Here is a 25,053-nt window from a genome sequence, read left to right on the forward strand (position 1 = left end):
GCGGTTCAAAATTTGTTCATCATCCGCGCAACTGGGGCGCGGAAGTTACCCCAAATATACGAATGGGATTGCTGTTACAGGCCATGGGGGTCTGTAATGTACCGCGTCCTGACTTGCCTCACCACTGAACATGACTGGCGTTTGGTCGTGTTGGCGGGCACCATCTGCTGGCTCGCCAGTGCCGTCGCCATCAGCCTGTTTCATCGTGCCCGGGCCTCGCGCGGTCGAACACGCGCGATCTGGATCAGCCTCGACGCGGCTGTCGGGGGCTGCGGAATCTGGGCCACTCATTTCGTCGCGATGCTGGCTTACGCTCCGGGCGCGGGCGCCGGATACAGCATACCCGTCACCTTGCTGTCGTTGGTCTTTGCGATAGTCATTGTCGCCGCAGGCCTTAGCATTGCGCTATCCAGCGCGCGCCGGACCGTGGTCGCCCTCGGCGGCGCGGTCATCGGCGGCGGTGTCGCCGCGATGCACTATACCGGCATGGCGGCACTCGAGCTGCCGGCATTCATTCTGTGGTCGACGGGCATCGTTGTTGCCTCGATCATATTCGGCAGCCTGTTCGCGGCCATCGCGCTACTTGTCGCCGCGCGCCGCGACAATCCCGTTCATACTTTGGTTGCCACCGGGCTGCTGACGGTCGCCATCGTCTCGCATCATTTCACGGCGATGGGCGCCGTCACGCTCATTCCCGACCCGACCCTCGGTAGCGACGCGCTGTCGATTTCACCGACCGCGCTTTCGTTCCTGACGGCCGTCGCGGCCTTCGCCATCCTCGGTCTGTCGCTGCTGGCGGCCATGATCGACCGGCGGGCAAAAGGCGAGCTCCATAGCCAGAAGGTTCTGCTCGATACCGCGCTCGACAATATGTCGCAGGGACTTTGCATGTTCGATGCGGATGGGCGGATCCTGCTGAACAACGAACGTTATGCCGAAATGATGGGACGGACCGGCATGGCGCTGCAGGGCCGTTTGCTGCTCGACGTGCTCCGGCAGCAAAAGGCGCTCGATCGATGGGATGGCGATCCCGATCAGTTCGTCGCCAGCGTGATCGCTGCAGCCAAAGCCGGCGACAGCGTGACGAGAACGCTGAGCCGCAACGGACGTTCGATCCGCGTCGTCGATCAGCCCATGAAGGGCGGCGGATGGGTCGCGACTTTCGAGGACATCACCGAGTGGCAACAGGCCCAGGAACAGATCTCGCATATGGCGCGCCATGACGCGCTAACCAATCTGCCGAACCGGACGCTGTTCCGCGAGCAGCTCGAAAAAGCGCTGCGGCTCGCCAAACGTAGCGACCAGCTCGCGGTGCTTTGCCTCGACCTCGACCACTTCAAGGACATCAACGATTCGCTCGGTCATCCGGTAGGCGACGCGCTCTTGAAAGAGGTCGCCCGCCGTCTCGGCGAATGCATCACCGAGCACGACACGGTGGCGCGGCTTGGTGGGGACGAATTCGCGATCGTACAGTTCTGTAGCGATTGCGATCCATCCGCGGTCGCCTTGCTCGCCAGCCACGTGGTCGAGCAGGTTTCCGCTCCTTACGAGATCTCCGGTCATCAGCTCATCATCGGCGTCAGCATCGGCATTTCGCTGGCGCCGGAGGACGGCAAGAACCCCGACGAACTTCTCAAGAAGGCCGATCTGGCGCTCTATCGCGCCAAGGAGGACGGCCGCGGAACCTACCGCTTCTTCGAGACCGGGATGGACGCCCGGGCGCAGGCCCGGCGGCTTTTGGAACTCGACTTGCGCGCTGCGCTTCAGCGCGCAGAGTTCGAGGTCTATTACCAGCCGATCCGCGACATCGCCAAAGACGTCGTCGTCGGCTTCGAAGCGCTGGTGCGGTGGAAACATTCGTTGCGCGGCATGATCTCGCCGGCCAATTTCATTCCGCTGGCCGAAGAAACCGGCCTGATCGTGCCGATCGGTGAGTGGGTGTTGCGCCAGGCCTGTATGGACGCGGCCTGCTGGTCGCAAGACGTCGGCGTTGCAGTCAACCTCTCGCCGGTGCAGTTCAAGAATCCTAATCTGGTGCCGACAGTGAAAGAGGCGCTGAGAACCTCAGGTCTGCCGGCGCACCGGCTCGAGCTCGAGATCACCGAATCGGTATTGCTGCAGAATAGCGAGGCGACACTGTCAGTACTGCACGAGCTTCGCGCCTCGGGCGTGCGGATTTCACTCGATGATTTCGGAACCGGCTATTCGTCGCTGAGCTATCTGCGCAGCTTCCCGTTCGACAAGATCAAGATCGACCGCTCATTCGTCACCGAACTGGCGACGCGTGAGGATTCGATGGCGATCGTGCGCGCCGTGACCGGCCTCGGCAAGAGTTTGGGCATCGTCACCACGGCCGAAGGGGTCGAGACCGACGCGCAGTTTGATCTCTTGCGTCGGGAAGGCTGCACGCAGGCGCAAGGTTATCTGTTCAGCCCGCCGCGCCCCGCCGCCGAAGTGGAAGCGATGCTCACGAAAGCACGTGCGCAGGTCGTCGCCTAGGGATTTTGCTTCAAGCCTTGCGCAGCGCGAAATGCGCACCGCAGAACGCCATCACGGCGCCGAGACACAGGGCCGCAAGGCCGGCGAGCACGCCCGATACGGTCGGAACCGGGCTCGGCGCCGACGCGGCCTGTCCGGCGCCGGCCAGGATCAGCACGCCGACCGCGATCAGGAACTGCCGCATCCGCTGCGGAATCTGGCCGGACACCGCGCTATGCATCAGATTGGCGGTGAAATAGCCGCCGGAAAAGCCGACGGTCGCGATCAGCCACCACGCGATCGCCGCGCCCGTGGGCATGAACTGGCTGGTATCTGTTCGCCACAGGCCCCCGAGATCGAGCCCGTAACGTGCGCCCAGCATGTGCACGGCGAGCGCCAGCAGCACTCCGGAAACAATCGCGCCGGCCAGAATCAGGCGGCGTGGAAAATAAGTCGTCTGGGCCATGGCCCGCTTGTAAGGTAAAGCCGGCGCACCGCGCAAGCAGCCGGCTTCGAACGACACGGATATTTTGAATTGCCGACATCACTACCGAACGAAGCAACGGAAGGCGAGGGCGCACGCCCGATCAGCTACGCTTACAAGGCGTCACTGATCTCCTCGGCACAGCAATTCGAGCTGACGGATGCCGGATTGTCGTGGCGAATCGGCAGCCGGTCCGGCGTGTGGCCCTATACCGATATCGCGTCGATCCGCCTGTCGTATCGGCCGATGTCACTGCAAGCCCGTCGCTTTCGCGCCGATATCGCACGGACCGGCGGCGGCCGGATCGCCATCGTCTCGACCACATGGCAGACCGTCTCGCTGATGACGCCGCAGGACCAGGGCTACCGCACCTTTATCACCGAGTTGCACCGGCGAATGAAGGAAGCAGGCAGCAAGGCTTCGTTGACCGGCGGCATCGGAACGGTGAGCTACGCCACGGCGGTTGTGATGCTGGCGCTATTGGCCGTCGCCATGATCGGATTGCTCGGACGCGCACTGGCCACCTCCGAGTTCACCGGCGCACTGTTTCTGGTCGCGATCGCCATCTGGTTTGCCTGGACCATCGGCGGCTTCATCAAGCGCAATCGACCGCGCAAATATTCGTTCGACGAGCTTCCCGAGACATTGCTGCCATAGAAGGCGTCGCAATCAAGCGACACGAAATGTGATTTCGTGAAGTGGGCGAGGACGCGGCACTCTGTGGCTAATGGACGAATTGCCGTGACCACGCCGACGATGCGACTGCCGACAGAGGCCGAGATTGCCGCGATCAATGCGCAGCATCTGATCGAGACGCCGCTGCGCCCGGCCGACCTGCTGTTCGTGTTCGGCACGCGCGAGGATGTCGATGCGCGTGTCGATGAAGCCGCCCGGCTATGGGGCGCGGGATATTTTCGTTGGGCGATCGTCAGCGGCGGGGTGACGCCAGGATCGGATCTGCCTGAATGCGAGATCATTGCCGGCGCGATGGCCGCGCGCGGCGTTCCTGCCGGCATCATCCTGAGAGAGGATCGCGCGATGAATACCGGCGAGAACGTGATCTTCTCGCTACCGATCATCGAAGAAGCGATCGGGCTCGCTAACATCCGCAGCGTGATCTGCCTCGGCAACACCTGGACCGCGCGCCGCTATCCGATGACGCTGCATCGACACTGGCCGGAAGTTGAGAAGATGCTGGTCACGGTCGACAGCTTCAGGACGCCACGGGCCCTTTGGCACACCGATGCCGAATTCAGCCGCCGCATACTCAAGGAATGGGACAAGATCGAGCCGTACAAGGCGAGGGGCTTTATCGCCGAATGGCCCGATGGCAGGCAAGCGCCGCGGTGAGCGCGTCGTTCGCTTAACCCATGATCGACGCGCCGCGAACAAGTAGCACAAGTATCCAAGGCATGATCCGGAAAAGTGTGAAAGCGGCTTTCTGAAGAGATCATGCTCAAACAAAGACCTAGAGCGCGATGACGATGCATCCAAATCGCATCGCGCTTTATGCCGTGTACTCACAAATGTCCAATGTCTGCCATGCCGACCATAGCGACCAGAAAGCGGACAACGCTGAATGTCCGAGAAGGGCCAGAATCGGTCATTTCAGGGGTTGCGCGCGACGGTCTAAAGCGGATACCCCAGTTAAGCTAAGCGGAGACGGGCAGCACGCGAGCGCTCAGCGCGTCCGCTCCTACGCCGAAACCGAGTTTCCGTCAGGTGGCAAAGAGAAATCGAGACGACTTTACCGATAGAACGAAGTTGCAGATCGCGAAGCGCGCGGGGTGGCTGTGCTCGTTTCCGACGTGTCGCACGCCAACGGTTGGAGCGACGTCTGACGGCGAAGGCGAAATCAACATAGGCACGGCAGCCCACATATGCGCGGCCGCTCCTGGCGGCCCGCGCTACGATGCGACCATGACGCCCGAGGAGCGCTCTTCAGCAAAGAACGGCATCTGGATGTGCCGCGACCATGGTAAGGCGATCGATTCCACCGATGCCCAATTCACCGTCGAGCGGCTGCGCGAGTGGAAGAGGCAAGCGGAAAACGAGTCTTGGCGGCGCGTGCTGCGCAATGAGGCGGCGACCGGGCAAGCGGATGCTACCGACCCGCGATTGGCGCAGCGCCTTCGCGCGGCCGCCGAAGCGGACCTCAGGGTTTTTCGGCAGACCGCGAAATGGCCCGTCACCTCGGTCGCACTCACACTTAAAGTGGATGACTTCGACGAGCCAGTGACAACAAGCTCGCTTGCAGGCGCGGTCACGTCGCTGGATGATCTGATCCTTGTCGCACCGCCCGGCATGGGAAAGACCACGACGCTCTTCCAGATCGCCGAAGGCGTACTGGCCGATGGCAAGGGGACGCCGCTCATTGTGCCGCTCGGCGATTGGGCAACGGAAGGCGCGACGGTTCTCGACTCTATTCTCAAGCGTCCAGCGTTCCGTGGAATCTCGGAAGACGACTTCCGCAAGGCCGCCGCGCAGCCTGGCATTGTGCTACTTCTCGACGGATGGAACGAACTGGACATGCGAGCGCGGTCCCGCGCGCGCGTGCAGGTCGTGGCTCTAAAGGCGGAATTGCCCGAACTCGGCCTCATCGTCTCCACGCGCCGGCAAGCACTCGACGTTCCTTTCGGGGGAACCCGCGTCGACCTTCTGCCCCTCAACGAAGGGCAGCAGATGCAGATCGCCGTCGCGATGCGCGGCGACGCAGGTGCGAAGATCGTCGATCAGGCATGGCGCACGGCCGGCGTGCGTGAGCTCGTGACCATCCCGCTCTATCTGACCGCCCTGCTCTCCCTTCCCGAGAACGCACCATTCCCGACGACCAAGGAGGAAGTACTGCGGCACTTTGTGGCCGTGCACGAGAAGGAGGCGAGCCACGCGGAGGCGCTTTACGTCGTCGCGCAAGGATTTCAGCAGGATTACCTCGACGGTCTCGCCGTCTTCGCTACCCGAGCGGCAAACACAGCAATCGCCGACACCAACGCCCGGCAATCGATCTTCGACACAGAAAACCTGCTGGCTGACAACAGACAGATCACGATCAAGCCGCAGCCCGACGCAGTGCTCAATGTGCTCGTCAGCAACCACCTGCTGATGCGCGCAGGCGACACACTGGGATATGCATTCCAGCACCAGCAGTTTCAGGAGTGGTACGCCTCTCATTCGGTCGAGCGCCGGATCATCGCCGAGGTCGACGATCCCAAACAGCGCGAGACGTTGAAGGCGGAAGTCTTCAATCTCCCAGCATGGGAGGAACCCATCCTCTTTGCAGTCGAGCGGCTGGCGCGCGGCGATGTGCACCAACGCACCGCGTGTGGCAAGGCGATCGTCGCCGCGTTCGAAGTCGATCCGATCCTAGCCGCCGAGATGATCTTCCGCTCCACGGAAGAAGTATGGTCGCAGATCGCCGCGACCATTCAGGGACTGGTGGCGCGGTGGCACGCCCCCGGTAAAGTTGATCGCGCCGTCAGATTCATGATCACGTCCGGCCGCTCCGAATTCCTCGATGCAGTGTGGCCGCTCATTACTGATGAAAACGATCAGATCAGCCTGAAGGCGTTACGCAACTGCAGGCGTTTTAGACCGTCGGTCCTTGGAAGTGACGCAGAGAAGAAGATCAAGGCTTTGTCCCCGCACCTCCGGACAGTGCTGCTGAGCGAAATGGCCTCGCGCAGCGGCATGGATGGCCTCGATCTCGCAAGCGCCATTGCGAAGAACGATCCGGATCCTGAAGTGCAGGCATCCGTCGTCGACGCGCTAACGTTCCGGCGCGCGGACCGGCATGTGGCGGAAGTGCTGCAGAATGCCGGCGAAACGACCTTCGATTTGATTGTCCGCAGGGACCTCGTCGACGACGTGGACGACGACCAGGTCAAGAAAGGCGTCGCGGCAGCGCGCATGCGGCAGGCGGCGGAAAAAACATCGGCTTATGATCGCCTGCGCGTGATCGTGTACGCGCAAGGAGGCGAGGACCGAAGCGCTGAGCTGACCGACATCATCAGCACGATGGAGATCGAACAGCGGCAGGATGCCGGGGTGCAATTGATCTATGAAGCGCGCAAACGTTATTCGGACGCGATCACGCAAGGCCTGCTGGCGCGTGTACGTGCAGGCCGCGCGCTGTTTTACGGCGCGGACGACATTCTGGCATCCGCCGGATTCGCTCTGGAAGAGGAAGCGCTTCTGGAAATCGCGCTTTCCGATCCCGGCCGCCACGATGATCGCGCAGAAGCCGCCGCGTCGGTGCTGGGCCCGATCGCCGTGGGCCGCATGGTTGATGCGTTCCTCGACGCAGGAGCGCGGCTGCGCGTCGATGGAAGATTCGACCAAACCGCGAGCGAGATATACAACGGACTACAGACTCGAATCGCGCACGTGCAGGGCGCGAGTCTCGTCGCCGCTGTGCTTGCGCGCTCGGTGCAGGCGGACAACGGGCGGATGGCGCGCTTAGCCGAACTTCTCTCGCGACATCCCGATGGCGACACAGATCGCGGCAGACCCTTCGATCCGGCCTCGCTCGCGGCCGTTGAAGCCCTCGTCGAAGACTGGGGCAGCCGGATGCTGGCCTCTGCGGACGCGCAGCGCTGGCATAAGGCCAGCATCGCTACGCTGCCAGCCATGCTCCCTCCGTAGGCCTGTTGCCCATCTTGAAACGGCTACTGGACGATAATCTGCGGCGTTACCGGGCGTTCCGCGAGGAGGCAAAAGCTGCTGGCTGGCGGCAAGGCGAGGCCTCGAATGAAGCTCACCAGCCCATGACGCACGAGTACCAGCGTGCATTCCTGGCAATCAAAGCGCCGGAAACGGCCGCCATGATGCAGGAATACCTACAAGACGAGCACTTCGGCGAACTTGCCGCGCAGGTGCTCGCTGACCAATGGCGCACTGCAAACGAGCTGCCGAAAGATAAGCGCTTTCCGTTCGGCGTGGACTTCTCGGGCGTGGAGGAAAAGCGCGCGGCGCGCGCCGTCGATCCTGACGCAACGTCGGCGGAGGCGGAAGCGATCTTCGCGGCTATTGAGTCCCTCATTGCGGATGGCGCGACCGACGAGCAGAAAAAGCTCGCCGTCGCTCTCGGCATTGTGGCGTCACGGCTCCCGCACGGGCAGCGTGATAGCACGATCCAGAAGCTCATTGCCCTCGCACCGAGGCGCACACGTTCTGATCTGCTCCTGGGCCTCGTCCTCTCGGGGGAGGAGATCGACACCAAAATTGTCGGCGACGGGATCTCCGAAGTCCTCGAGGCAGCAAAAACCAAGCCATGGATATTGACGCAGAGCGATGGTGATGAATTGAAAAGTTGGCTGCGCCTACTGCCGTTCGTAAATCAACCGACCGAGGCGTTAGCCTTCGTACGTGACATGCCGCCCGCGCAGCGCGAGCCGCGCTTCTTGGAGGGGATGGTCGGAGCTCTTGCCGATGCTCCTTCGGGCGAATCTGAAGAGGTCTTATTCAAGCTCGCCGAGGAAGACCCGCGCTTCTATTTGAACGACCGGTGGCGCACGGCAGTCCTGCGGTTCGGCACACCATCTTCAGCACGTCGAATCGTTGACCTGACCGCCAGCGGGGCTTTCGACCGGACGGGAAATCACTGGCATTTGGCGGGAGAACTCGGCAGCCTGATCGAGGCACATCCGGATCTACGCGCCCATTTGTATAGCCTATTGAAAGGCGGCCCAACTACGCCCGGACTTGCCATGCTGGCCCGGGCAGTCGCAGAGGCTCCCGACGAGGACGGCTTGCTGTTACTCATAAAATTCGAACAGGAACAGAAACGGACCTTTGTGACGTGGCAAACCATTGACCGGCTCGTCACACAGCATGTGCCGTCTAGCGATTGGGCAGGTGCATACGACGTTGTTCCGGTTCCTGCCGGCAGCTTGCGCCAAAAGCTGCTGGCACTGACAACAGACGGCGGTCACGCTGACGCCGCTGCGCGGTGGCTGCGTCAGATTGACTGGATTAGGGATGAACACGGAATGCCGGAAGCAGAGCCGCGTCACCCCGATCTGCCGTCCGGCAAGTCATGGCCAATTATGCAGCCAGACCCGGACGCTACAGCGGAAGGTTAGCTCCGCTGCGTCGAAGGCCAGCGATGTCCGTTGTTGACCCGGCCATGCGGGAAGATCTCCTTCGGGTCATTGGCGGAAGAACGCTAGGCGACCATAACGCGTCCGCTTCTGGGAGGATAGCGACCGAATTGCGCTGCGGAAGAGTCGGTTGAGACCGCGAGTCGGACCGTGATTCAAGCTTGGGAAGCCAGGGCCCGAATCATGCGCTACGAACTCACCGATCATGAATCGACGGCCAACGGATTGAGCGCTTCTTCAGACTACTCGGTCGTATCGACGTCTTCCTTTGCCGTCAGCATGCCCGATAGCGTTCGCAGCGCCAGATCGAGCTGCTCGGTGCTGGGCGCGCCGAGCGCCAGGCGGACGGCGTTGGGGGCATGGCCTGGAGTTACAGCGAACGTAGTCGAAGGGGTGAGCGCGATGTCGCGCCGGGCTGCGGCCGCAACGAAGGTCTGCGAGCGCCAATGTGGGGGCAGGGTGAGCCACAGATGGTAGGACTTGACGTTCGCCTGCACCTCGAAGCCGGCGAGGTATTTGGCCGCCAACTGCTGGCGCCGCGCCGCATCGATCCGTTTCAGGCGTGAGAGTTCGGCCACTGTGCCGTCGGCCATCAGCCGTTGCCCGGCCGCGAATGCAAAGCCGGAAGCCGTCCATCCTCCCGATCGAACCGCGGCCATGACGCGCTCCCGCAGACGCGGCGGCGAAACGATGAAGCCGAGTGCAAGGCCAGGCGCCACCTTCTTCGACAGACTGTCGAGCGTGATGCAGATGTCGGGCGCCAGCGCGGCCATCGGCGTTTCCTCATCGAGAAAGCCATAGACGGTGTCCTCGATGACGGTGAGGCCGAGTTTTTCGACGACACGCAGCAATTCGGCCCGGCGGGCCTGCGGCATGGTCATGCCGAGCGGATTTTGAATTGTCGGCTGGATGTACAGCGCCGACAAATGGGCCTCTCGGTGCGCCTTCTGCACGGCGTCGGGGCGAACGCCGTTCTCATCCATCGAGAGCGGCACAAGCGTGACGCCGAGCCGTGCGGCGATGTCCTTGATAAAGGGATAGGTCAGCGCCTCGACGCCACAGCGGCCGCCACTTGGCACCGTCGCTGCCAGCGCGGCGGCGATGCACTGCCTGCCGTTCGCGGTGAAGACGAGCTGATCGGGGGCCGGAGACCAGTCCTGGCGGGAAAGAAACTCGGCGGAAATCGTCCGCGCCGCCAGCGTGCCCGTCGTAGTCGAGTGCCGCAATGCGAGATCGAGCACTTCGGGGCGCTCGAGTCCCGCAAGGCTCCTTGCGATCATCGCTGATTGTGTCGGCAGGATCGGATAGTTCACTTCCAGATCGATGCGTGCGCCGCGAGGTTCGGTAGGCATGGCGATGCCGCGGCGCGTTTCCCCCGAAACGAAGGTGCCACGCCCGACTTCGCCGACCACGAGGCCACGACGCAACAGCTCTGCGTAAACCCGGCTCGCGGTCGAGACCGCGATCTTTCGCTGATACGCGAAGCTGCGTTGCGGAGGCAGGCGGTCGCCGGGCTTGAGCGAGCCGTTGGCGATCTCGGCTGCGACGGTATCGGCAAGCTTCAGGTACTCGAACTTCGACATTATTGCACCGAGAGCAATGTTTCCCTTGCACCGAGAAATGTATCGGATCATTTTGAACCCATCAAGCCCATGATTGCACTGAGAGGGGTGCAAGCAATCAGATCATTGGAAGGTGCAGGCGCCTCGCAGCGTTTGCGCCAACGGCAGCGGTTTGCCGTGTGAAAGAAGGAGAAGGACGATGACGACGATATCCCAGACGGCAGGTCAGTCTGCTTCCCGCAAGAGCCCGGCCGGATTTTTCGGCGTGCTCGCAGGCTGGGTGAACGGCATCGTCACCTATTTCGCGCACCGCGAGGCTGTCAAAACGTTAAGCGAGCTGGACGATCGTGCGCTTCGCGACATCGGGGTCGAGCGCAGCCAGATTGAATCAGCCGTGCGCGGCATGATTGATCCGATGTACGGGCGGATGATGTGAGGCATTTGGATTGAATGCTCTGACACCGTCGGCCCGGTCGATAGGCCGGGCCGAGTTTTTCGCGGGGCGCTCCGGCGTAACGTCCTACGTGGGCGATGCGGACAACATCGACAATATCGTCGCCGGCGGCACCGCGTCGGTGACGGCGAACATTTCGGGGCCCGGACGCAAGCGCCGTGAGGCTGCTGGCCGGGTCCGTCGTACTTTGCATGGGGTTGTTTTCGATATTTTGTGTTTGGACCCTGCGATGTAGCCCCGAAAGCGCATCTGCACGACGTCCAGGCTACGAGATCGTGGTGCTTTGCGCTCCGCTAGTGCCGGACTACCAGCACCGAGCACTTGGCGTAACGCACGACGTGGCCGGCATTGGACCCGAGAAAATAGGTCCGCATCGCCGGCCGGTGCGAGGTCATCACGATCAGATCCGCCTTGATCGCCGCCGCCTCTTCGAGGATCTCGTGATAGATGCCGCCTTTCCGCACTGCGGCGGAAATGCGTGATGGCTCGATGCCGGATTCCTTTGCCACGATGGCGAGCGCTTCCTCCGATGTCGCGCGCTGCTGGGCGTCGAAATCGGCGGGTACATATTCCGCTAGCATCGCCGGCGTCATCGGCAGCACGTTGAGCAGACGCACTTTGCCGTTCCATGTCTGCGACAGCGTTGCGGCGGTGGCGATCGCGGGCTTGGCAAGGTCGGTGTCGGCCAGATCGATTGGCACGAGAATCGACTTGAACATCTGCTGCTCCCGCTGCGACGGTCCGGTTCCGATTTATCAGAAGCCGACTCTAGCCTCTTGTTTTGACGCGGTTTCTTTTAAGCGAACTTGTTACTATTTCGCTCGAAAAACGGTGGTCAGTTTAGCATGATCGGACTTGGATGTCCGCCTGACTCAATCATCGAGCGCCTGCTTCAGCAGCTTCGGGCTAGTGAAGCGCACAAGCTTGCCGCGGCGGAACGCCACCTCGCTCCAGTCGTCGATCGCGAAATCCAGGATGGCGAGGCCTGCGGTTGGCAGATTGTCCTCAAGTGATTTCTTCGCCGCCGCGTCGCCGCTGCCGGCGAGCATGAGCGCCAGCTCGTGCATGCCGGGATTGTGGCCGATCAGCATCAAGCGCACGGGATCGGTGACCTCGGCCATGCGGATGATTTGCAGGAGCTGCGTCGGCTCGGCACCGTAAATCTCGTCGAGCAATTCGACCTGGGGCTGCGGCGGTCTATCCCGCACTGCATCCTTCATCGCTTCGCGCGCGATTTCCCAGGTCTGCCGCGCCCGCACAGCGGTTGAAACCAGAACGGCATCGGGAAAGGGCGGATGCCGGCCGATCCAGGTTCCGATGGCGGCGGAGTCCCGCCGGCCGCGTTCGTCGAGACGGCGGTCGTGGTCATGGCCCGAAGGCGCGTCGTGTTCTGTCTTAGCGTGACGCAGCAGCATCAAACGGCGCATGGGCGCATTCTCGATTCGGTCTTAGTCTGGACTAATCTACAGGCTCATGTCTCGGACAAGGTGACAAGCGCCGCAGCGGCCCGTAAGAAACGCCATGCCCGAGACTTTCACAAGTGTGACCAACGGCCCCGAGGATGACGCGCCTTTTCGCTCGCGTCTTTCATTCGACCTGGATGTTGACATTTGCGTGGTGGGAGCCGGACTTGCCGGCCTCACCGCAGCGCTGGAGGCCGCGCGACTTGGCGCCAGCGTGGCCGTGCTCGAAGGCCGACATGTCGGCTGGAACGCATCTGGCCATCAAGTCGGCACAGTCATGCCGGGCTACAGTCTTCCAATCGGCGACCTGATCGAGCGGGTCGGGCTCGAGGACGCGCGCGAGCTGTGGGCGATGTCGAAGGAGGGCGCCGAATACGTTCGTGCCGCCGCGACCGAAGACGCGATGCCGGGAATCGCCCTGACGGAAGGGGCGCTGGAGGTCTCCAATGTCGACGCCGGCGAGACGCTGATCAGCCGGCTGCAGTCATTGAGCGAGGATTTCGAGACCGAGGTCGAGGGATGGCAAGTCGATCGCGTTCGCGATCAGCTTGGAACGGAGCGATATTTCCACGGCATCTATTTTCCGCGTGCGTTCCAGATCAACGGCCGCAAATACATCCACGGTCTTGCCGCGCAGGCAAGGCGGGCCGGTGCGCGCATCTTCGAGGACACGCCCGTCGTCAGCATCGATCCGTCAGGCATTCGCAAGCGTATCGTGACGCCATCGGCGCGGCTGCGCGCCTCTCACATCGTGCTGGCCGGCAACGTCCATCTCGGTGCCCCGTTGCGCCGCCTGTCGGAAACGCTGCTGCCGGTCTGGCGCTATGCCGCCGTGACGGAACCGCTTGGCGAGCGGTTGGGCGAAATCATTGCCTTCAAGGGTTCGGTGGCCGACAGCGACGGCATCGATCATTTCCGGATCGTGGATGGTGATCGGCTGATGTGGGCGAGCCCGGAAACCACCTGGGAAGCGCGGCCAAGCCGGTACGGCCCCGCCATTCAGCGCCGCATCGCCACCGTCTTCCCAAGGCTCGGCAAGGTGCCGATTGCCAACGTGTTCGGCGGTGCGGTCGGGGTGACGGTGCATGGCATGCCGCAGATCGGCCAGCTGCGCAAAGGGCTGTGGGTCGCCAGCGGTTTCGGTCGTCAGGGGCTGAATACTGCGGCAATGGCGGGGCAGGTGATTGCACGCAGCATCCTCTGGGGCGAGGACCGCTGGAAACTGTTTTCGCCGTTTGAGCTGGTCTGGGCGGGCGGCGTTACCGGCCGCGTCGCCGGCCATTTGATCGGCCTGTGGGGGCGGGGTCATTCCGCCGCAGCGGGCGCGCTGGCCCGTTACCGCGAGGGCGCACGCGCCCGGGAACGTGTTCGCGAGGCGCGATTGGCGGAAGCCAATCGGCAGGCCGGAGCCAGGCCACCGCGCCGTCCGCCGCCGGGCGCGCCGCGCCCGGTGCGGCCGCAGCCGCCGCGGCCCGCCGAGCCGCAGGACGGCGGAATGCAGGCGGCTTCCTCGCGGGAAAGTGAGAAAATTCGCGGCGGATCGATGTAACGTCGGCGTCTTGGACCCGTATCTGATGGCGACGCTTATGCCCGCCACGCGCACGGAGACTTCCATGTTCGACCGCCGTATCCTGCTTGCATCCGTTGCCGGCCTGTTTGGCCTGGCCGCGTTCCGCTGGCTGCGTTCAACGCCGGCAGAGGCCGCCGGGAAATTCGAGATCGAAAAGACCGACGCCGAATGGCGCGCGCAGCTCACGCCGCAGCAATACGAAATCCTGCGCAAGCACGGCACCGAGCGCCCAGGTTCGAGCCCGCTGCTGAAGGAAAAGCGCAAGGGCATCTTCGCCTGCGCCGGCTGCGATCTGCCACTGTTCTCCTCGGATACCAAGTATGACAGCGGCACCGGTTGGCCGAGCTTCTGGCAGCCGCTCGACAATGCCTTGGGCAAGACCGAGGACCGCAGCTTCGGCATGATACGCACCGAAGTTCATTGCCGCCTCTGCGGCGGTCACCTTGGTCACGTCTTCGACGACGGGCCGCCGCCGACCGGTTTGCGCTACTGCATCGACGGCTTTGGGATGGTGTTTCACCCGGCGGGGCCCTCCGCTTCGTAACCGCCGTTGCTCGGCAATTGTTGCCCGCCCGGCAAATGTGCCCCGGTCCCCGGACCGGGGATTTTTTATTAAGTCATTGATTTTTATTGATTTTGTAGGTTGGCACACCACTTGCGACATCTTCTCCCGACGCGGCCTGCGTTTCCTTGGACCCGGCGAGCCGCCCGGATCGAAATTGGAGAAAATGTCATGGGTATCTTCGGCGCTCTCACCACCGCGGTCGGCGGTCTCCGCGCCAACTCCTACGCGCTGGAAAACGTCTCGGGCAATATCGCCAACTCGCAGACCACCGCTTTCAAGCGCATCGATACCTCTTTCCTTGACCTTATTCCGCAGACCGCAACGACCGCGCAGCTCGCCGGCGGCGTGACCACGCAATCCCGCGCCACCAACTCGGTGCAGGGCGACGTGCAGACGGCGTCGGTTGCGACGTTCATGGCGATCAACGGCAACGGCTTCTTTGCGGTGCAAAAGCCCGGCAACTTCACCGACGGCACGCCGGTGTTCGACGGTGTCGACCGTTACACTCGCCGCGGCGACTTCCAGCTCGACAAGAGCGGCTACCTCGTCAATGGCGCCGGCTATTATCTGCAGGGCGTGCCGATCGACCCGACCACCGGCAATCCATCCGGCAGTTCGCCGCAGGTTCTCCGGTTCCAGAACGACTTCTTGCCGGCGCAGCAAACCACCAGGATCGACTATCGCGCCAACCTCGCCAGCTATCCGCTGACGACCAAGCACGACGTTTCCGTTCCCGGATCGGAATTGATCGTGCCTGGATCATACAGCGCCGGACATAATCCGTTGGCGCTCGGCACACCTGCGGCGCCTTATACCGACGCCTCCAGAAGCGGCACCACCCAGAACAACAAAGCGACGCCGTCGGTTGCAAACACGGCCGCGACCCTGCTTAGCGGCGCGGCTGGCACCAACTCGATCTCCACCAATTTTGTCGCGGGCGACACCATCACGGTCAACGGCCAAACCCTCACCTTCATGGCGTCGGGCACCGCCGTCGGCCCCAACCAGATCAACGTCGACGACAGTATCGGAACCTTGCTGGGCAAGATCGACTTCCTCCAGGGCACGTCAGTCGCGTCCACGATCGCCTCCGGCTCGATCACGCTGCACTCCGGCACCGCCAACAACCTCACGATCTCAAGTTCGAACACCGCAGCTTGGGCTGCCCTTGGCTTTACCGGCACCGTGACGGCGACGCGCGGTGGTGGTGGCGGCGTCGGCACCGGCCAGGTCGTCGGCAACGACAACTCGACGTTCCTCGCCGAGTCGATCGCGGGCGGCGCGGTTACGACCTACGACATCTCGGGCGCGCCGGTGAACTTGCAGTTCCGCTGGGCCAAGGTCGACAGTGCCTCGCTCGGCGCCGGCCATACCGATACCTGGAACCTGTTCTACCAGGTTAATCCCAACGCAACCGGCACTCAGGTCGCGTGGCAGAACGTCAACACCAACTTCACCTTCTCGGCGTCAGGCCAGATGTCGCCGGCGATTCCGTCCGTGGAGCTGACCAATGCCGTCGTCAACGGCGTCGCGCTGGGCAGCCCCGTCATCAATTTCGGTACCGGCGGCGTCACCCAGTTCGCGGATGCCAACGGCAACGTGCAGGTCAACCAGATCCAGCAGGACGGCTTCCCGGCCGGCCAGTTGCAGTCGGTCGGCGTCGGCACCAATGGCCGCATTGTCGGCAACTACTCCAACGGCCGCAACCTCGACCTTGCCGAAATCTCGGTCGCGACCTTCAACGGCACCAACTTCCTCAAGCGCGTCAATGGCGGCGCGTTCGAGGTCACCGACGGATCCGGACAGGCGCTGTATGGCAAGGCCGGAACCATCGTCGGCTCGTCGCTGGAAGGATCGAACACCGACATCGCCGATGAGTTCACCAAGCTGATCGTCACCCAGCAGGCCTATTCGGCCAACACCAAGGTCATCACCACTTCCAACACGATGGTGCAGGATCTCCTGAACGTGCTGCGCTGATCTGCGATGGCTCGTTCGCGAATGCGATTTGAGATGGGCAATTAGTCATGGGTTTGAGTCAAGCTCTCTCTACCGCGATGTCCGGCCTGCGCGCGACGCAAGCCGCGATCTCGCTAGTTGGATCGAACGTCGCCAACGCGGAAACGCCGGGTTACGTCAGGAAATCGGTCATCCAGTCCGCCGGCGTGACCGGCGATTACGGTTCGAGCGTTCTGCTCCACGGAGTCGACCGGCAGCTCGATCAATATCTGCAGGCGGCGTTGCGGACGGAAACCTCCGGCGCAGCCTATGCCGATATCCGCTCGACCTTCCTTCAAAATTTGCAAAGCGTCTACGGAAACCCGTCCGAAACCGGCACCATCGAGGACGCGTTCAACAAGCTCTTGACCGCCTTTCAGGGCCTCTCGACGAGCGCGGACTCGGCGTCGGCGCGTATCGCTGCCGTCGGCGCCGCGCAGACGATGGCGCAGACGCTCAACGCAACGACGCAAGGCATTCAGAACCTTCGCGCCAACGCCGAGATGGGCATCAACGATTCGATCTTTACGGCGAACAACGCGATGGCCCAGATCGCGTTCATCAACAACCAGTTGCAGAAAAACGGCAAGACCGACGCCGCGACGGCGTCGTTGCTCGACCAGCGCGATCAGTACATCACGCAGTTGTCGGCGCTGATGGATATCAGAACCGTCGTCAACGATCTCAACCAGGTGACGGTTTTCACGAATTCCGGCGTGCAGCTCGTCGGAACCGAAGCGGCGCAACTGACCTTCAATCCGCAGGGCACGATGACGCCCAACACGCTGTACAATCCCACCGATCCGACCAAGAGCAACGTCGGCACCATCACCATCAATTTCCCGCATGGCGGCAGCTACGACCTGGTGTCGACCAAGTCGATTCGTTCGGGTAAGATCGCGGCCTATCTCGAGCTGCGCGACGAGACCCTTGTGAAGGCGCAGGCGCAGATCGACCAGTTCGCTGCCGCGATGTCGAGTGCGCTGTCGGACAAGACGACAGCCGGCACCGCCGCTCCGGCGTCCGTCCTGCCGCAGGCCGGCTACGATCTCGATCTCACCGGGTTGCAGTCGGGTAACGTCATTCACGTTAGCTACAAGGACAACACCACCGGCATTACGCACAATCTGTCGATCGTGCGCGTCGACGATCCGAGCGTGCTGCCGCTGAGCAACAATGCAACGCTCGATCCGAACGACGAAGTGCTTGGCGTCAATTTTTCCGGCGGCATGGCCTCGGTGGTTTCCCAGCTCAACGCCGCGCTCGGGCCGACCGCCAATCTGCAGTTCTCCAATCCGTCGGGCTCGACCTTGCGCGTCCTGGACGACGGGGCAACGAATCGCTCGGACGTCCTGGCGGCCTCGGTCACCACGACCATATCGTCGCTCACCAGCGGCAACGCGCAGCTCCCGCTGTTCACGGACAATGGCGGTCTCTTTACAGGCGCGATCACTCCCAATGGTCAACAGCAGGTCGGCCTTGCCGGCCGCATCAGCGTGAATCTCGGGCTGCTCGGCGATCCCTCGCGTAGCGTCGTGTTCTCCACCAACCCGTTGACGGCTGCCGATGACACGACGCGTCCCAACTTCATTCTCGATCAACTGCAGACCGGCTCTTATCGTTATTCGCCGCAAACGGGCATCGGGACCACCGCCGCGCCGTTCACGGGGACGCTGATAAACTTCGCCAAGCAGTTTCTCAGCCAGCAGGGCGAGGCGGCGACCTCCGCCAAGCAGCTCGCGGACGGTCAGGCCGTGGTGTTGAACACGCTGCAAAAGAAGGTGACGGATGCTTCTGGCGTCAACATCGACGACGAGATGGCGCATCTGCTCGCACTGCAGAATGCCTATTCTGCCAACGCCCGCGTGATGTCGTCGATCAAGCAGATGTACGACACGCTGATCCAGGCCATGTGAGGGTTTCATGTCGATCGACGGCGTTAACGGCAGAACTTCCTACATCGGGACCTCGATCATGGGACTGCGGCGGCAGCTCGACGAGCTGACGCAGCAACTCGCCAGCGGCAGGGTCTCGACGAGTTACGCCGGGCAGGGGGCCAATCGAGGCTTTGCGATCAGCCTGCGAGCGCAGGTCAGCAGCATCGATGCGTTCGCGGACACCGCGAAGAACGTCAATACGCGGCTCAACGTCGTCAATCTGGCGCTGCAGGGAATGATCGACATCGGAAAGTCAGTCAAGGGCGCGGCGAGTACGTCGACAATCGTGCTCAACGACAACGGCCAGACCTCCGGCCAGATCACGGCGCAGGCCGCGTTCTCGAACGCGGTGTCGCTGCTCAACAGCCAGTCGGGTGACCGCTATCTGTTTTCCGGACGCACCACCGATACGGCTGCAACCGTGCCGGGCGACGTCATGCTCGATGGCGTGGGAACGCAGGCCGGTCTAAAGCAACTGATCAATGAGCGACGCCAGGCCGATCAGGGCATCGGCAACATGGGGCATCTGACGGTTTCGTCGCCGCCACTCACGACCACGGTGACCAGTCTCGCCGAGGACGGCTCGTCGTTCGGGTTGAAGCTGGGAGCGGTCACCTCGTCGCTGACGGGCGCAATCGTGACGCAGCCAGCCGGCACGCCGCCGGCGACCACGATCGACCTAGGCGCCGTCAATCCGAGCGATGGCGAGAAGGTCACCTTCAATTTCAATCTGCCTGACGGTACCACCGAGGCGATCACGCTGACGGCGACCACGACGAATCCGCCGCCCGCCGGTTCGTTTTTGATCGGCGTCGATACGGTTGCGACAACGGCCAACCTGCAGGCCGCGTTGACGTCCTCCATTCAGACGCTGAGCGACACCTCGCTGGTTGCCGCATCTGCGATCACCGCGTCCAAGAACTTCTTCAACCCGTCGGCGACCGTCATTGGAAGCGCCGTCAACAATCAGAATACGGTGCCGGGACCTATCACCGGCGCGACACTGCTGTCCGGCGCTGCCGGAACGGATTCGCTCTCCGCCAGCTTTGCGGCGGGGGACACCATCACCGTCAACGGCACGCCGATTACCTTCGTCGCTGCCGGCGCGACCGGCAACCAGCTCAATATCACCGACAGCGTGCAAACCTTGCTCGCCAAGATCGATTCGATCACGGGGACCAGTACGCTATCGACGGTCACGGGCGGCGTGATTGCACTACATGGCGGCGACGGCGAAAGCCTTTCGATCTCCAGCTCGAACGCCGCGGCGTTCGCGGCGCTTGGCTTCAGCGGCACGCCGAGTGCGAACCCCGCGCCGCTGCGCGTCAATGGTCCGCCATTTGCCACGGCCACCAATCTGATTGGCGGCACTTCGACAAACACGGTGTCGTGGTACACGGGCGAAATCGGCGCTGATCCGGCACGCGGCACCGCCATCGCGCGCATCGACCAGTCGGTCACGGTGCAATATGGTGCCCGCGCCAACGAACAGGCGCTGCGGTATCAGTTGCAGAACATTGCCGTATACGCCGCGGTGACAACCAACGCCAACAATCCGAATTCGAAGGCGCAGGTGAACGCGCTGCAGCAGCGGATTTCGGCAAACCTGGCGCCGCAGACCGGGCAGCAGTCAATTCAGGACATGCAGGCGGTATTCGCCGGCGCGCAGAACGCCATCAAGGCGTCGACCGACCGCCAGATCCAGCTCAAGGGAATGGCGCAAACCATGCTCGACCAGATCGAGGGCATCAATCAGGACGAGGTCGCGACCAAGATCCTGGCGCTGCAGACCAGCCTGCAGGCCTCGTATCAAACGACTTCGATGCTGTACCAGATTTCGCTCACCAAGTTCCTGCCGATCTGATCGAGCGGCTTCGTACTCAAAACAAAAAGGCCTCCTTGCGGGAGGCCTTTTTCGTTTGCAGGTGAACGTCCTTGTTATGCGGATTTTCGATCGGGCTGTTCGGCCGATTGCAGTTTGCGAGCGCTCTCCAGGATCTGCTGTTCATGGACGATCAGTTTCTTCGCTTCCTTCAGCGCATGGTAGAGATCGCCGTTCAGTGTATAATTGTTGATGCCCTCGATGAATGGCCATGCGCTCGGCATCGTCGTGATGATGTCGCGCACTAGGCTGAAATAGGTCGGGTGGTGCGCCATAGGATCCGGCGACAGGTACATGAGCTGGACGGCGAGATAGACCAGCTTGGCCGGCGTGTCGGCAGTTTCGGGTGTGAGGATGTCTTTCTCGCGCAGGATCGGAATCCTGTCGCCGTCGATCAGCAGTCTGGCGCGCTGATCGGTGTTGGTGATCACGCAGGCGCCGATGATGATTCGCTCGTGCGGTTTGAGCTCGACTTTCAAGGCCATGCCTTTTCTCCATTTGGCGCTTTTCGCGCGTGTCGTGCCCGCCGGCAGATTCGGCATCCTTCCCGAGGATGGTTAACCAATGGTGAAGATGCGATTTGTGCCCATTAGACGGGGCTTTTTTGCACGCGGCCAGTAGAACTACGGGATGAGTTCGGACGCGGCGAAGTAATTTCAGATTCACGGTCTTCGTAACTTCGATGCCGCCAGAACCTGATCAACGTGCTGCAGACCGGCTCGTCGAACGTGACGCTGGTCGCTGGCCGACACCAACGAGGAAAACTGCGAACAGCCAGGCGCCGTCGACCCGCTGTCAATCGCGGTGTCTGCGCTGGCTGGCCAATCAGTCGAAGCAGAGCGTGCCGCAGTTTCTGCGCTAAGCGGGCGGGCAACGTCAACCATCAAGGCGGCGGGGAAAACCGCGCCGTTTTTTTGGATCATGACTTCGCCCGAGAAATAAAAGCGTCGGTCGAACAAAAACACAGAAGCCGAGAATTTAGCGTTCGATCTTAATTCCATCAGAACTAATGGCCGGCATGCTGCCGCAAATATGGATTTTTTGCCGGACTACCGACACAATCGGTAACGCTTGCTAACCATATTTAAAGGCGCAACCTGTATGAAAGTTGGGCAGTTTTTCTCAAGTCCCGCGGTGTCCTGCGAACCGCTCCCATCGAGGTTATGAATGTCTAATGCAGCCCAGGCCTACGCGCGTACATCGCAAACGACGACGTCTCCCCGTGAAATCGAAGCGCAGGCACTGCTGAAGGCCGCACGGCAGCTTCAGGAAGTCCAGGCCAATTGGAACGGTCCTGACAAAGCCATGCACAACGCGCTGCTCTTCAACCGTCGGCTCTGGTCGATCTTCATGAGCGCCGCGGAAGCGCAAGAGAATCCTCAGCCGATGGAAGTACGACAGAACATCGCGAACATCGGCGTTTTCGTGATGAAGCAGACGGTCGACATGCAACTGAATCCGGATCCGGCCAAGCTGAAATCGCTGATCGACATCAATTGCAACATCGCTGCTGGCCTTTCGGGCCGCGGCTAACCGTCAGACCGAGTGTGCCTGAATGGCTGACCTCTGGAACATCATATCAGCCAACTACAAAACGGTGGGAATGACCGTCCCGTCCAATACTCCGTACGTGGCGGTCGATCCCAAGCTCTATGAAGGCAGCTGGACTGGAAAATACGCCGACCAAAAGACGTTCAAGATCACCGTCTCGAACGTCACGGGCTTCCGCGCCAAGGTGCAGTACCAGAGCGGCGGTACCAACAAGTTCCAGGAAGTGCTGATCAAGGACAACGCGTTCCGGATCGGCGATACCAAGTTCACGCTCGCGGGCAACAATACCGCGCTGATCAAGAACGTCGTCACCGATGCCGCCAGCGGACAGACTTATCTTGATCAGGCTTACGCGAAGCGTTCTTGAGCTGTCAGCGGCGGCAAGGCCGCCGATCGCGGTTTCTGATGTCAATCAGATCCGGAGCGCTTAAGCCTTGCGGTCCGTCGCGCGGAGGCGCTGCGGCGCGTCCTTGGTCAGATCGAGAGTGTGGAAATAGGCACGCCGACGCAGCACCGCTTCCTCGGGAAACTGCTTCACCACCTGGCTCGTCTTGACGTCAATGACCTGATAGACGACGGCGCGGGCGTCGCGATCGATCACCACATTGTTCGCTACCGAGGGGTTCGCATTCGAAATGGAGACGCGGACGGCCGCGGAATCGGTGCTAGCGCGCGCACCTGAATCGACTGCCGAGACGCTCTGGCTCGCCGGCAGTTCGGTTGCGACCGCATGTTGTGCCGCCTCGCTCACATGCTGAACGATCGGCGCGGCAACCGGTGCCCCCACCGGCTTGATGTTGAAATCTGTACTCATGGCAGCCTCCAGGCCTGCTGCGAGTCAAATCCCAACCCCTCGTTGGTTGCAATATAGCCCAGTACATCTCAACATGATGTTAGGGAACACGCTGAATCCCGCTCTCACGCGAGCGCGCAAATTTAGTGAAAATTGTAGGCAAAGCGAAAATTCCAATCGCTTACAGCGAACGGCTCACCGAGAGCGGGGTGATATTGCGCGGACCCGGTGCAGTGCGTTGTCCCGAAGCCGTATAGGTGCTCGGGATGGTCTTGCGCTGGATCTCGGTGTTGACGCCGCGCACGATGCCCTCCGACACCGCGTGCGCAGTCGCAAGGACCGTGAGATTGATCTGCAGCATCGCGCGGAAGGTGTCGTGATGGTGGCGCAGCGTGGCCAGCAATTCCGGTGCCACCTGCGCCAGATACTTTTGCCCATTCTTGAGATTTTCGACCGTGATCATGTAACGGCGTGACAGGTCGCCCTTCTTCTCCTCCAGCCGCATCGCCTCGCGCACATTGCCGGCGCGCACCAGTTCGGTTTCGCGCTCGATAATGTCGAGCAGCCCGCTCATCACTTCCATCAGCTCTTCCGCGAGCTTGCGCGCCTCTGCTGGCGTGGAGATTGCTCTTGCGGGTGCCGGTGCGGGCTTGGCTTGAGGATGAAGGCTCATGTCGGGATTCCTTTGGATCAGCCGGCGCGGTTGGCTTGCTGCAGGATCAGGGTGCGGAAGACGTCGTTGGAAATGCCGATGCCGCCGGACCTGGCGAACGACTTCGAGTATTCGTCCGTCAGCATCGAGCGCCAGACGCCGGTGCCGGGCGTATCGCCGAACGGACCTTCGCCCTTGATGCCGGTGGTCATCTGCGAAAACATCGAATTGAGGAACATCGCCTCGAACTCTTCTGCCTTGGCGCGTGTCTTTTTCTGCGCGTCGGGCGAAACCTTGGTCAGCGCGTCCGCGAGCTGCAGGTCCTTGCGGCCGTTGATAAGCGATGCCTTATTGTAGGAATTGGCGATCGCGTTCATCACATCACCTCGATGTCGGCCTGGATCGCGCCCGCAGCCTTGATCGCCTGCAGGATGCCGATCAGATCGCGCGGTCCGATGCCGAGCGCATTGAGACCGTCGACGAGCTGCTGCAGCGAAACGCCGTCCTTGACGATGGCGAATTTCTTGCCGTCTTCGCTGACGCTGACGCCGGTGCGCGGCGTCACCACTGTGCGGCCGCGCGACAGCGGATTGGGCTGGCTCACTTGCGGGCTTTCGGAAATCGTCACTGTGAGATTGCCTTGCGCCACGGCGACGGTGGCGACGCGGACGTCGCGGCCCATCACGATGATGCCGGAGCGTTCGTCGATCACGATCTTGGCAGCGAGGTCGGGGTCGACCTGCAACTGCTCGATCTCGGTCAGGAAAGCAACGACGTTGCCCTTGAACTCGGCGGGGATCGAGAGCTGCACCGTGGAAGGATCGAGCGGCTCCGCAGTCTTGACGCCGAGGAAGTCGTTGACGGCGGCGGCGATGCGCTTAGCCGTGGTGAAGTCGGCGTTGCGTAGCGCAAGGCGCACATTGGGCAGGCGATTGAGCGCGAATTCGATCTCGCGCTCGATGATGGCGCCGTTGGCGATGCGGCCGACGGTGGGCACGCCGCGCACGATCTTGGCGGCTTCGCCTTCGGCCTGGAAGCCGGAGATCGCAAGGGAGCCCTGGGCCACCGCATAGACATTGCCATCAGCGCCGAGCAGGGGAGTGACGAGCAGGGTGCCGCCCTGCAGATTCTTGGCATCGCCGAGCGCGGAGACGGTGACATCCATCCGCGTGCCCTGGGTGCCGAAGGCCGGCAGGTTGCCGGTCACCATGACGGCGGCCACGTTGCCGGTACGGATTGTGGCGCCGCGGATGTTGACGCCCATGCGTTCCAGCATCGCCTGCAGCGACTGTTTGGTGAAGGGGATGTTGTTCAGCGTGTCGCCGGTGCCATTGAGGCCGACCACAAGGCCGTAGCCGATCAGCTGGTTCTGCCGGACGCCTTCGATATTGGCGAGGTCCTTGATCCGAGACGTCGCGCCTACGGACGAGGGCGACAGCGCCAGCGCGAATAGCGCGACGCACGCCACCCAAATCAGTCTTGCCGAACGGATGCCGGGCATCCCTGTGCTCCCCTCGAGGTATTCCACTGGACCTGCGGGCGCCACTCCCATGACGGCGGTCCGCC

General features: G+C 62.2%; 22 protein-coding genes. 13 read left to right on the forward strand and 9 right to left on the reverse strand.

Annotated elements, in window-relative coordinates; translation table 11 throughout:
- Positions 1 to 96: 96 nt before the first annotated feature.
- Positions 97 to 2,499, forward strand: a complete 2,403-nt coding sequence (locus J6524_RS17440; protein ID WP_225672681.1) for an EAL domain-containing protein — start codon at positions 97 to 99, stop codon at positions 2,497 to 2,499.
- A 10-nt stretch (positions 2,500 to 2,509) separates the two neighbouring features.
- Here the strand turns inward: J6524_RS17440 and J6524_RS17445 are convergent, their stop codons facing one another.
- On the reverse strand, positions 2,510 to 2,944 hold the full coding sequence (locus J6524_RS17445) for a hypothetical protein (protein ID WP_225672683.1): 435 nt from the start codon (positions 2,942 to 2,944) through the stop codon (positions 2,510 to 2,512).
- A gap of 69 nt (positions 2,945 to 3,013) precedes the next feature.
- On the opposite strand from J6524_RS17445, the gene J6524_RS17450 reads away from it, so the two are divergent.
- The 4 genes from J6524_RS17450 (at position 3,014) to J6524_RS17465 (ending at position 9,042) form a co-directional block, all read left to right on the forward strand.
- Positions 3,014 to 3,619: a hypothetical protein gene (locus tag J6524_RS17450; RefSeq protein ID WP_225672685.1), complete on the forward strand. Its 606-nt coding sequence runs from the start codon at positions 3,014 to 3,016 to the stop codon at positions 3,617 to 3,619.
- Between the two features lie 99 nt (positions 3,620 to 3,718).
- Positions 3,719 to 4,312, forward strand: a complete 594-nt coding sequence (locus J6524_RS17455) for a YdcF family protein (RefSeq protein ID WP_225673213.1) — start codon at positions 3,719 to 3,721, stop codon at positions 4,310 to 4,312.
- A 570-nt stretch (positions 4,313 to 4,882) separates the two neighbouring features.
- Positions 4,883 to 7,603, forward strand: a complete 2,721-nt coding sequence (locus J6524_RS17460; protein WP_225672687.1) for an NACHT domain-containing protein — start codon at positions 4,883 to 4,885, stop codon at positions 7,601 to 7,603.
- Between the two features lie 14 nt (positions 7,604 to 7,617).
- The gene (locus tag J6524_RS17465) at positions 7,618 to 9,042 is read left to right on the forward strand and encodes a hypothetical protein (RefSeq protein ID WP_225672688.1); all 1,425 of its coding nucleotides are present in this window, start codon (positions 7,618 to 7,620) and stop codon (positions 9,040 to 9,042) included.
- Positions 9,043 to 9,302: 260 nt separating this feature from the next.
- Here the strand turns inward: J6524_RS17465 and J6524_RS17470 are convergent, their stop codons facing one another.
- Entirely contained in the window at positions 9,303 to 10,643 is a 1,341-nt protein-coding gene (locus J6524_RS17470) for an aminotransferase-like domain-containing protein (protein WP_225672689.1), read from the reverse strand.
- A 178-nt stretch (positions 10,644 to 10,821) separates the two neighbouring features.
- Here J6524_RS17470 and J6524_RS17475 point away from each other — a divergent pair, with 178 nt between their 5' ends.
- Positions 10,822 to 11,058, forward strand: a complete 237-nt coding sequence (locus tag J6524_RS17475; RefSeq protein ID WP_225672691.1) for a DUF1127 domain-containing protein — start codon at positions 10,822 to 10,824, stop codon at positions 11,056 to 11,058.
- 311 nt (positions 11,059 to 11,369) lie between these two features.
- On the opposite strand, the gene J6524_RS17480 is transcribed toward J6524_RS17475, so the two are convergent.
- Together J6524_RS17480 and J6524_RS17485 are read right to left on the reverse strand one after the other, a co-directional pair.
- On the reverse strand, positions 11,370 to 11,795 hold the full coding sequence (locus tag J6524_RS17480; protein WP_225672693.1) for a universal stress protein: 426 nt from the start codon (positions 11,793 to 11,795) through the stop codon (positions 11,370 to 11,372).
- Positions 11,796 to 11,948: 153 nt separating this feature from the next.
- A complete protein-coding gene (locus tag J6524_RS17485) occupies positions 11,949 to 12,503 on the reverse strand; it encodes a SixA phosphatase family protein (protein ID WP_225672695.1) in 555 nt (184 codons plus the stop codon).
- Between the two features lie 94 nt (positions 12,504 to 12,597).
- Here J6524_RS17485 and J6524_RS17490 point away from each other — a divergent pair, with 94 nt between their 5' ends.
- The 5 genes from J6524_RS17490 to J6524_RS17510 all read left to right on the forward strand — a co-directional run bounded on the left by J6524_RS17490 (position 12,598) and on the right by J6524_RS17510 (position 20,473).
- Positions 12,598 to 14,088 (forward strand): NAD(P)/FAD-dependent oxidoreductase, encoded by a 1,491-nt coding sequence (locus tag J6524_RS17490; RefSeq protein ID WP_225672697.1) that lies wholly within the window; start codon positions 12,598 to 12,600, stop codon positions 14,086 to 14,088.
- Positions 14,089 to 14,152: 64 nt separating this feature from the next.
- Entirely contained in the window at positions 14,153 to 14,653 is a 501-nt protein-coding gene (gene msrB / locus J6524_RS17495) for a peptide-methionine (R)-S-oxide reductase MsrB (protein WP_225672699.1), read from the forward strand.
- A gap of 189 nt (positions 14,654 to 14,842) precedes the next feature.
- Positions 14,843 to 16,654, forward strand: a complete 1,812-nt coding sequence (locus J6524_RS17500; RefSeq protein WP_225672701.1) for a flagellar hook-basal body complex protein — start codon at positions 14,843 to 14,845, stop codon at positions 16,652 to 16,654.
- A 47-nt stretch (positions 16,655 to 16,701) separates the two neighbouring features.
- Positions 16,702 to 18,588, forward strand: a complete 1,887-nt coding sequence (gene flgK / locus J6524_RS17505; protein ID WP_225672703.1) for a flagellar hook-associated protein FlgK — start codon at positions 16,702 to 16,704, stop codon at positions 18,586 to 18,588.
- A 7-nt stretch (positions 18,589 to 18,595) separates the two neighbouring features.
- Complete coding sequence (locus J6524_RS17510) at positions 18,596 to 20,473, forward strand: flagellin family protein (protein ID WP_225672705.1); 1,878 nt, start codon at positions 18,596 to 18,598, stop codon at positions 20,471 to 20,473.
- A gap of 74 nt (positions 20,474 to 20,547) precedes the next feature.
- On the opposite strand, the gene flbT is transcribed toward J6524_RS17510, so the two are convergent.
- Positions 20,548 to 20,976 carry a flagellar biosynthesis repressor FlbT gene (gene flbT / locus J6524_RS17515; RefSeq protein WP_225672707.1) on the reverse strand — a complete coding sequence of 143 codons (429 nt, stop codon included), beginning with the start codon at positions 20,974 to 20,976 and terminating at the stop codon, positions 20,548 to 20,550.
- A 682-nt stretch (positions 20,977 to 21,658) separates the two neighbouring features.
- Here flbT and flaF point away from each other — a divergent pair.
- Both flaF and J6524_RS17525 read left to right on the forward strand, forming a co-directional pair.
- Positions 21,659 to 22,024 carry a flagellar biosynthesis regulator FlaF gene (flaF, locus tag J6524_RS17520; protein ID WP_225672709.1) on the forward strand — a complete coding sequence of 122 codons (366 nt, stop codon included), beginning with the start codon at positions 21,659 to 21,661 and terminating at the stop codon, positions 22,022 to 22,024.
- 22 nt (positions 22,025 to 22,046) lie between these two features.
- Positions 22,047 to 22,409, forward strand: coding sequence for a hypothetical protein (locus J6524_RS17525; protein ID WP_225672711.1), 363 nt, complete (start codon positions 22,047 to 22,049; stop codon positions 22,407 to 22,409).
- 60 nt (positions 22,410 to 22,469) lie between these two features.
- Here the strand turns inward: J6524_RS17525 and J6524_RS17530 are convergent, their stop codons facing one another.
- The 4 genes from J6524_RS17530 to J6524_RS17545 form a co-directional block, all read right to left on the reverse strand.
- Positions 22,470 to 22,856 (reverse strand): hypothetical protein, encoded by a 387-nt coding sequence (locus tag J6524_RS17530; RefSeq protein ID WP_225672713.1) that lies wholly within the window; start codon positions 22,854 to 22,856, stop codon positions 22,470 to 22,472.
- 160 nt (positions 22,857 to 23,016) lie between these two features.
- On the reverse strand, positions 23,017 to 23,508 hold the full coding sequence (locus J6524_RS17535; protein ID WP_225672715.1) for a hypothetical protein: 492 nt from the start codon (positions 23,506 to 23,508) through the stop codon (positions 23,017 to 23,019).
- Positions 23,509 to 23,525: 17 nt separating this feature from the next.
- Positions 23,526 to 23,864: a flagellar assembly peptidoglycan hydrolase FlgJ gene (flgJ, locus tag J6524_RS17540; RefSeq protein ID WP_225672717.1), complete on the reverse strand. Its 339-nt coding sequence runs from the start codon at positions 23,862 to 23,864 to the stop codon at positions 23,526 to 23,528.
- The gene (locus J6524_RS17545) at positions 23,864 to 24,988 is read right to left on the reverse strand and encodes a flagellar basal body P-ring protein FlgI (protein ID WP_225672718.1); all 1,125 of its coding nucleotides are present in this window, start codon (positions 24,986 to 24,988) and stop codon (positions 23,864 to 23,866) included. The genes flgJ and J6524_RS17545 overlap by 1 nt, the downstream gene beginning before the upstream one ends.
- Positions 24,989 to 25,053: the final 65 nt, after the last annotated feature.

The sequence above is a fragment of the Bradyrhizobium hereditatis genome, from assembly GCF_020329435.1.
GTDB classification, from domain to species: domain Bacteria; phylum Pseudomonadota; class Alphaproteobacteria; order Rhizobiales; family Xanthobacteraceae; genus Bradyrhizobium; species Bradyrhizobium hereditatis.

Coding starts and splice junctions, on each gene's coding strand:
- J6524_RS17485 (WP_225672695.1), bottom strand. CDS start 12,503: ATGCGCCGTTTGATGCTGCTGCGTCACGCTAAGACAGAACACGACGCG.
- J6524_RS17445 (WP_225672683.1), bottom strand. CDS start 2,944: ATGGCCCAGACGACTTATTTTCCACGCCGCCTGATTCTGGCCGGCGCG.
- J6524_RS17440 (WP_225672681.1), top strand. CDS start 97: ATGTACCGCGTCCTGACTTGCCTCACCACTGAACATGACTGGCGTTTG.
- msrB (WP_225672699.1), top strand. CDS start 14,153: ATGTTCGACCGCCGTATCCTGCTTGCATCCGTTGCCGGCCTGTTTGGC.
- flgK (WP_225672703.1), top strand. CDS start 16,702: ATGGGTTTGAGTCAAGCTCTCTCTACCGCGATGTCCGGCCTGCGCGCG.
- flgJ (WP_225672717.1), bottom strand. CDS start 23,864: ATGAACGCGATCGCCAATTCCTACAATAAGGCATCGCTTATCAACGGC.
- flbT (WP_225672707.1), bottom strand. CDS start 20,976: ATGGCCTTGAAAGTCGAGCTCAAACCGCACGAGCGAATCATCATCGGC.
- J6524_RS17530 (WP_225672713.1), bottom strand. CDS start 22,856: ATGAGTACAGATTTCAACATCAAGCCGGTGGGGGCACCGGTTGCCGCG.
- J6524_RS17535 (WP_225672715.1), bottom strand. CDS start 23,508: ATGAGCCTTCATCCTCAAGCCAAGCCCGCACCGGCACCCGCAAGAGCA.
- flaF (WP_225672709.1), top strand. CDS start 21,659: ATGTCTAATGCAGCCCAGGCCTACGCGCGTACATCGCAAACGACGACG.
- J6524_RS17455 (WP_225673213.1), top strand. CDS start 3,719: ATGCGACTGCCGACAGAGGCCGAGATTGCCGCGATCAATGCGCAGCAT.
- J6524_RS17460 (WP_225672687.1), top strand. CDS start 4,883: ATGACGCCCGAGGAGCGCTCTTCAGCAAAGAACGGCATCTGGATGTGC.
- J6524_RS17490 (WP_225672697.1), top strand. CDS start 12,598: ATGCCCGAGACTTTCACAAGTGTGACCAACGGCCCCGAGGATGACGCG.
- J6524_RS17480 (WP_225672693.1), bottom strand. CDS start 11,795: ATGTTCAAGTCGATTCTCGTGCCAATCGATCTGGCCGACACCGACCTT.
- J6524_RS17510 (WP_225672705.1), top strand. CDS start 18,596: ATGTCGATCGACGGCGTTAACGGCAGAACTTCCTACATCGGGACCTCG.
- J6524_RS17475 (WP_225672691.1), top strand. CDS start 10,822: ATGACGACGATATCCCAGACGGCAGGTCAGTCTGCTTCCCGCAAGAGC.
- J6524_RS17545 (WP_225672718.1), bottom strand. CDS start 24,988: ATGCCCGGCATCCGTTCGGCAAGACTGATTTGGGTGGCGTGCGTCGCG.
- J6524_RS17470 (WP_225672689.1), bottom strand. CDS start 10,643: ATGTCGAAGTTCGAGTACCTGAAGCTTGCCGATACCGTCGCAGCCGAG.
- J6524_RS17525 (WP_225672711.1), top strand. CDS start 22,047: ATGGCTGACCTCTGGAACATCATATCAGCCAACTACAAAACGGTGGGA.
- J6524_RS17500 (WP_225672701.1), top strand. CDS start 14,843: ATGGGTATCTTCGGCGCTCTCACCACCGCGGTCGGCGGTCTCCGCGCC.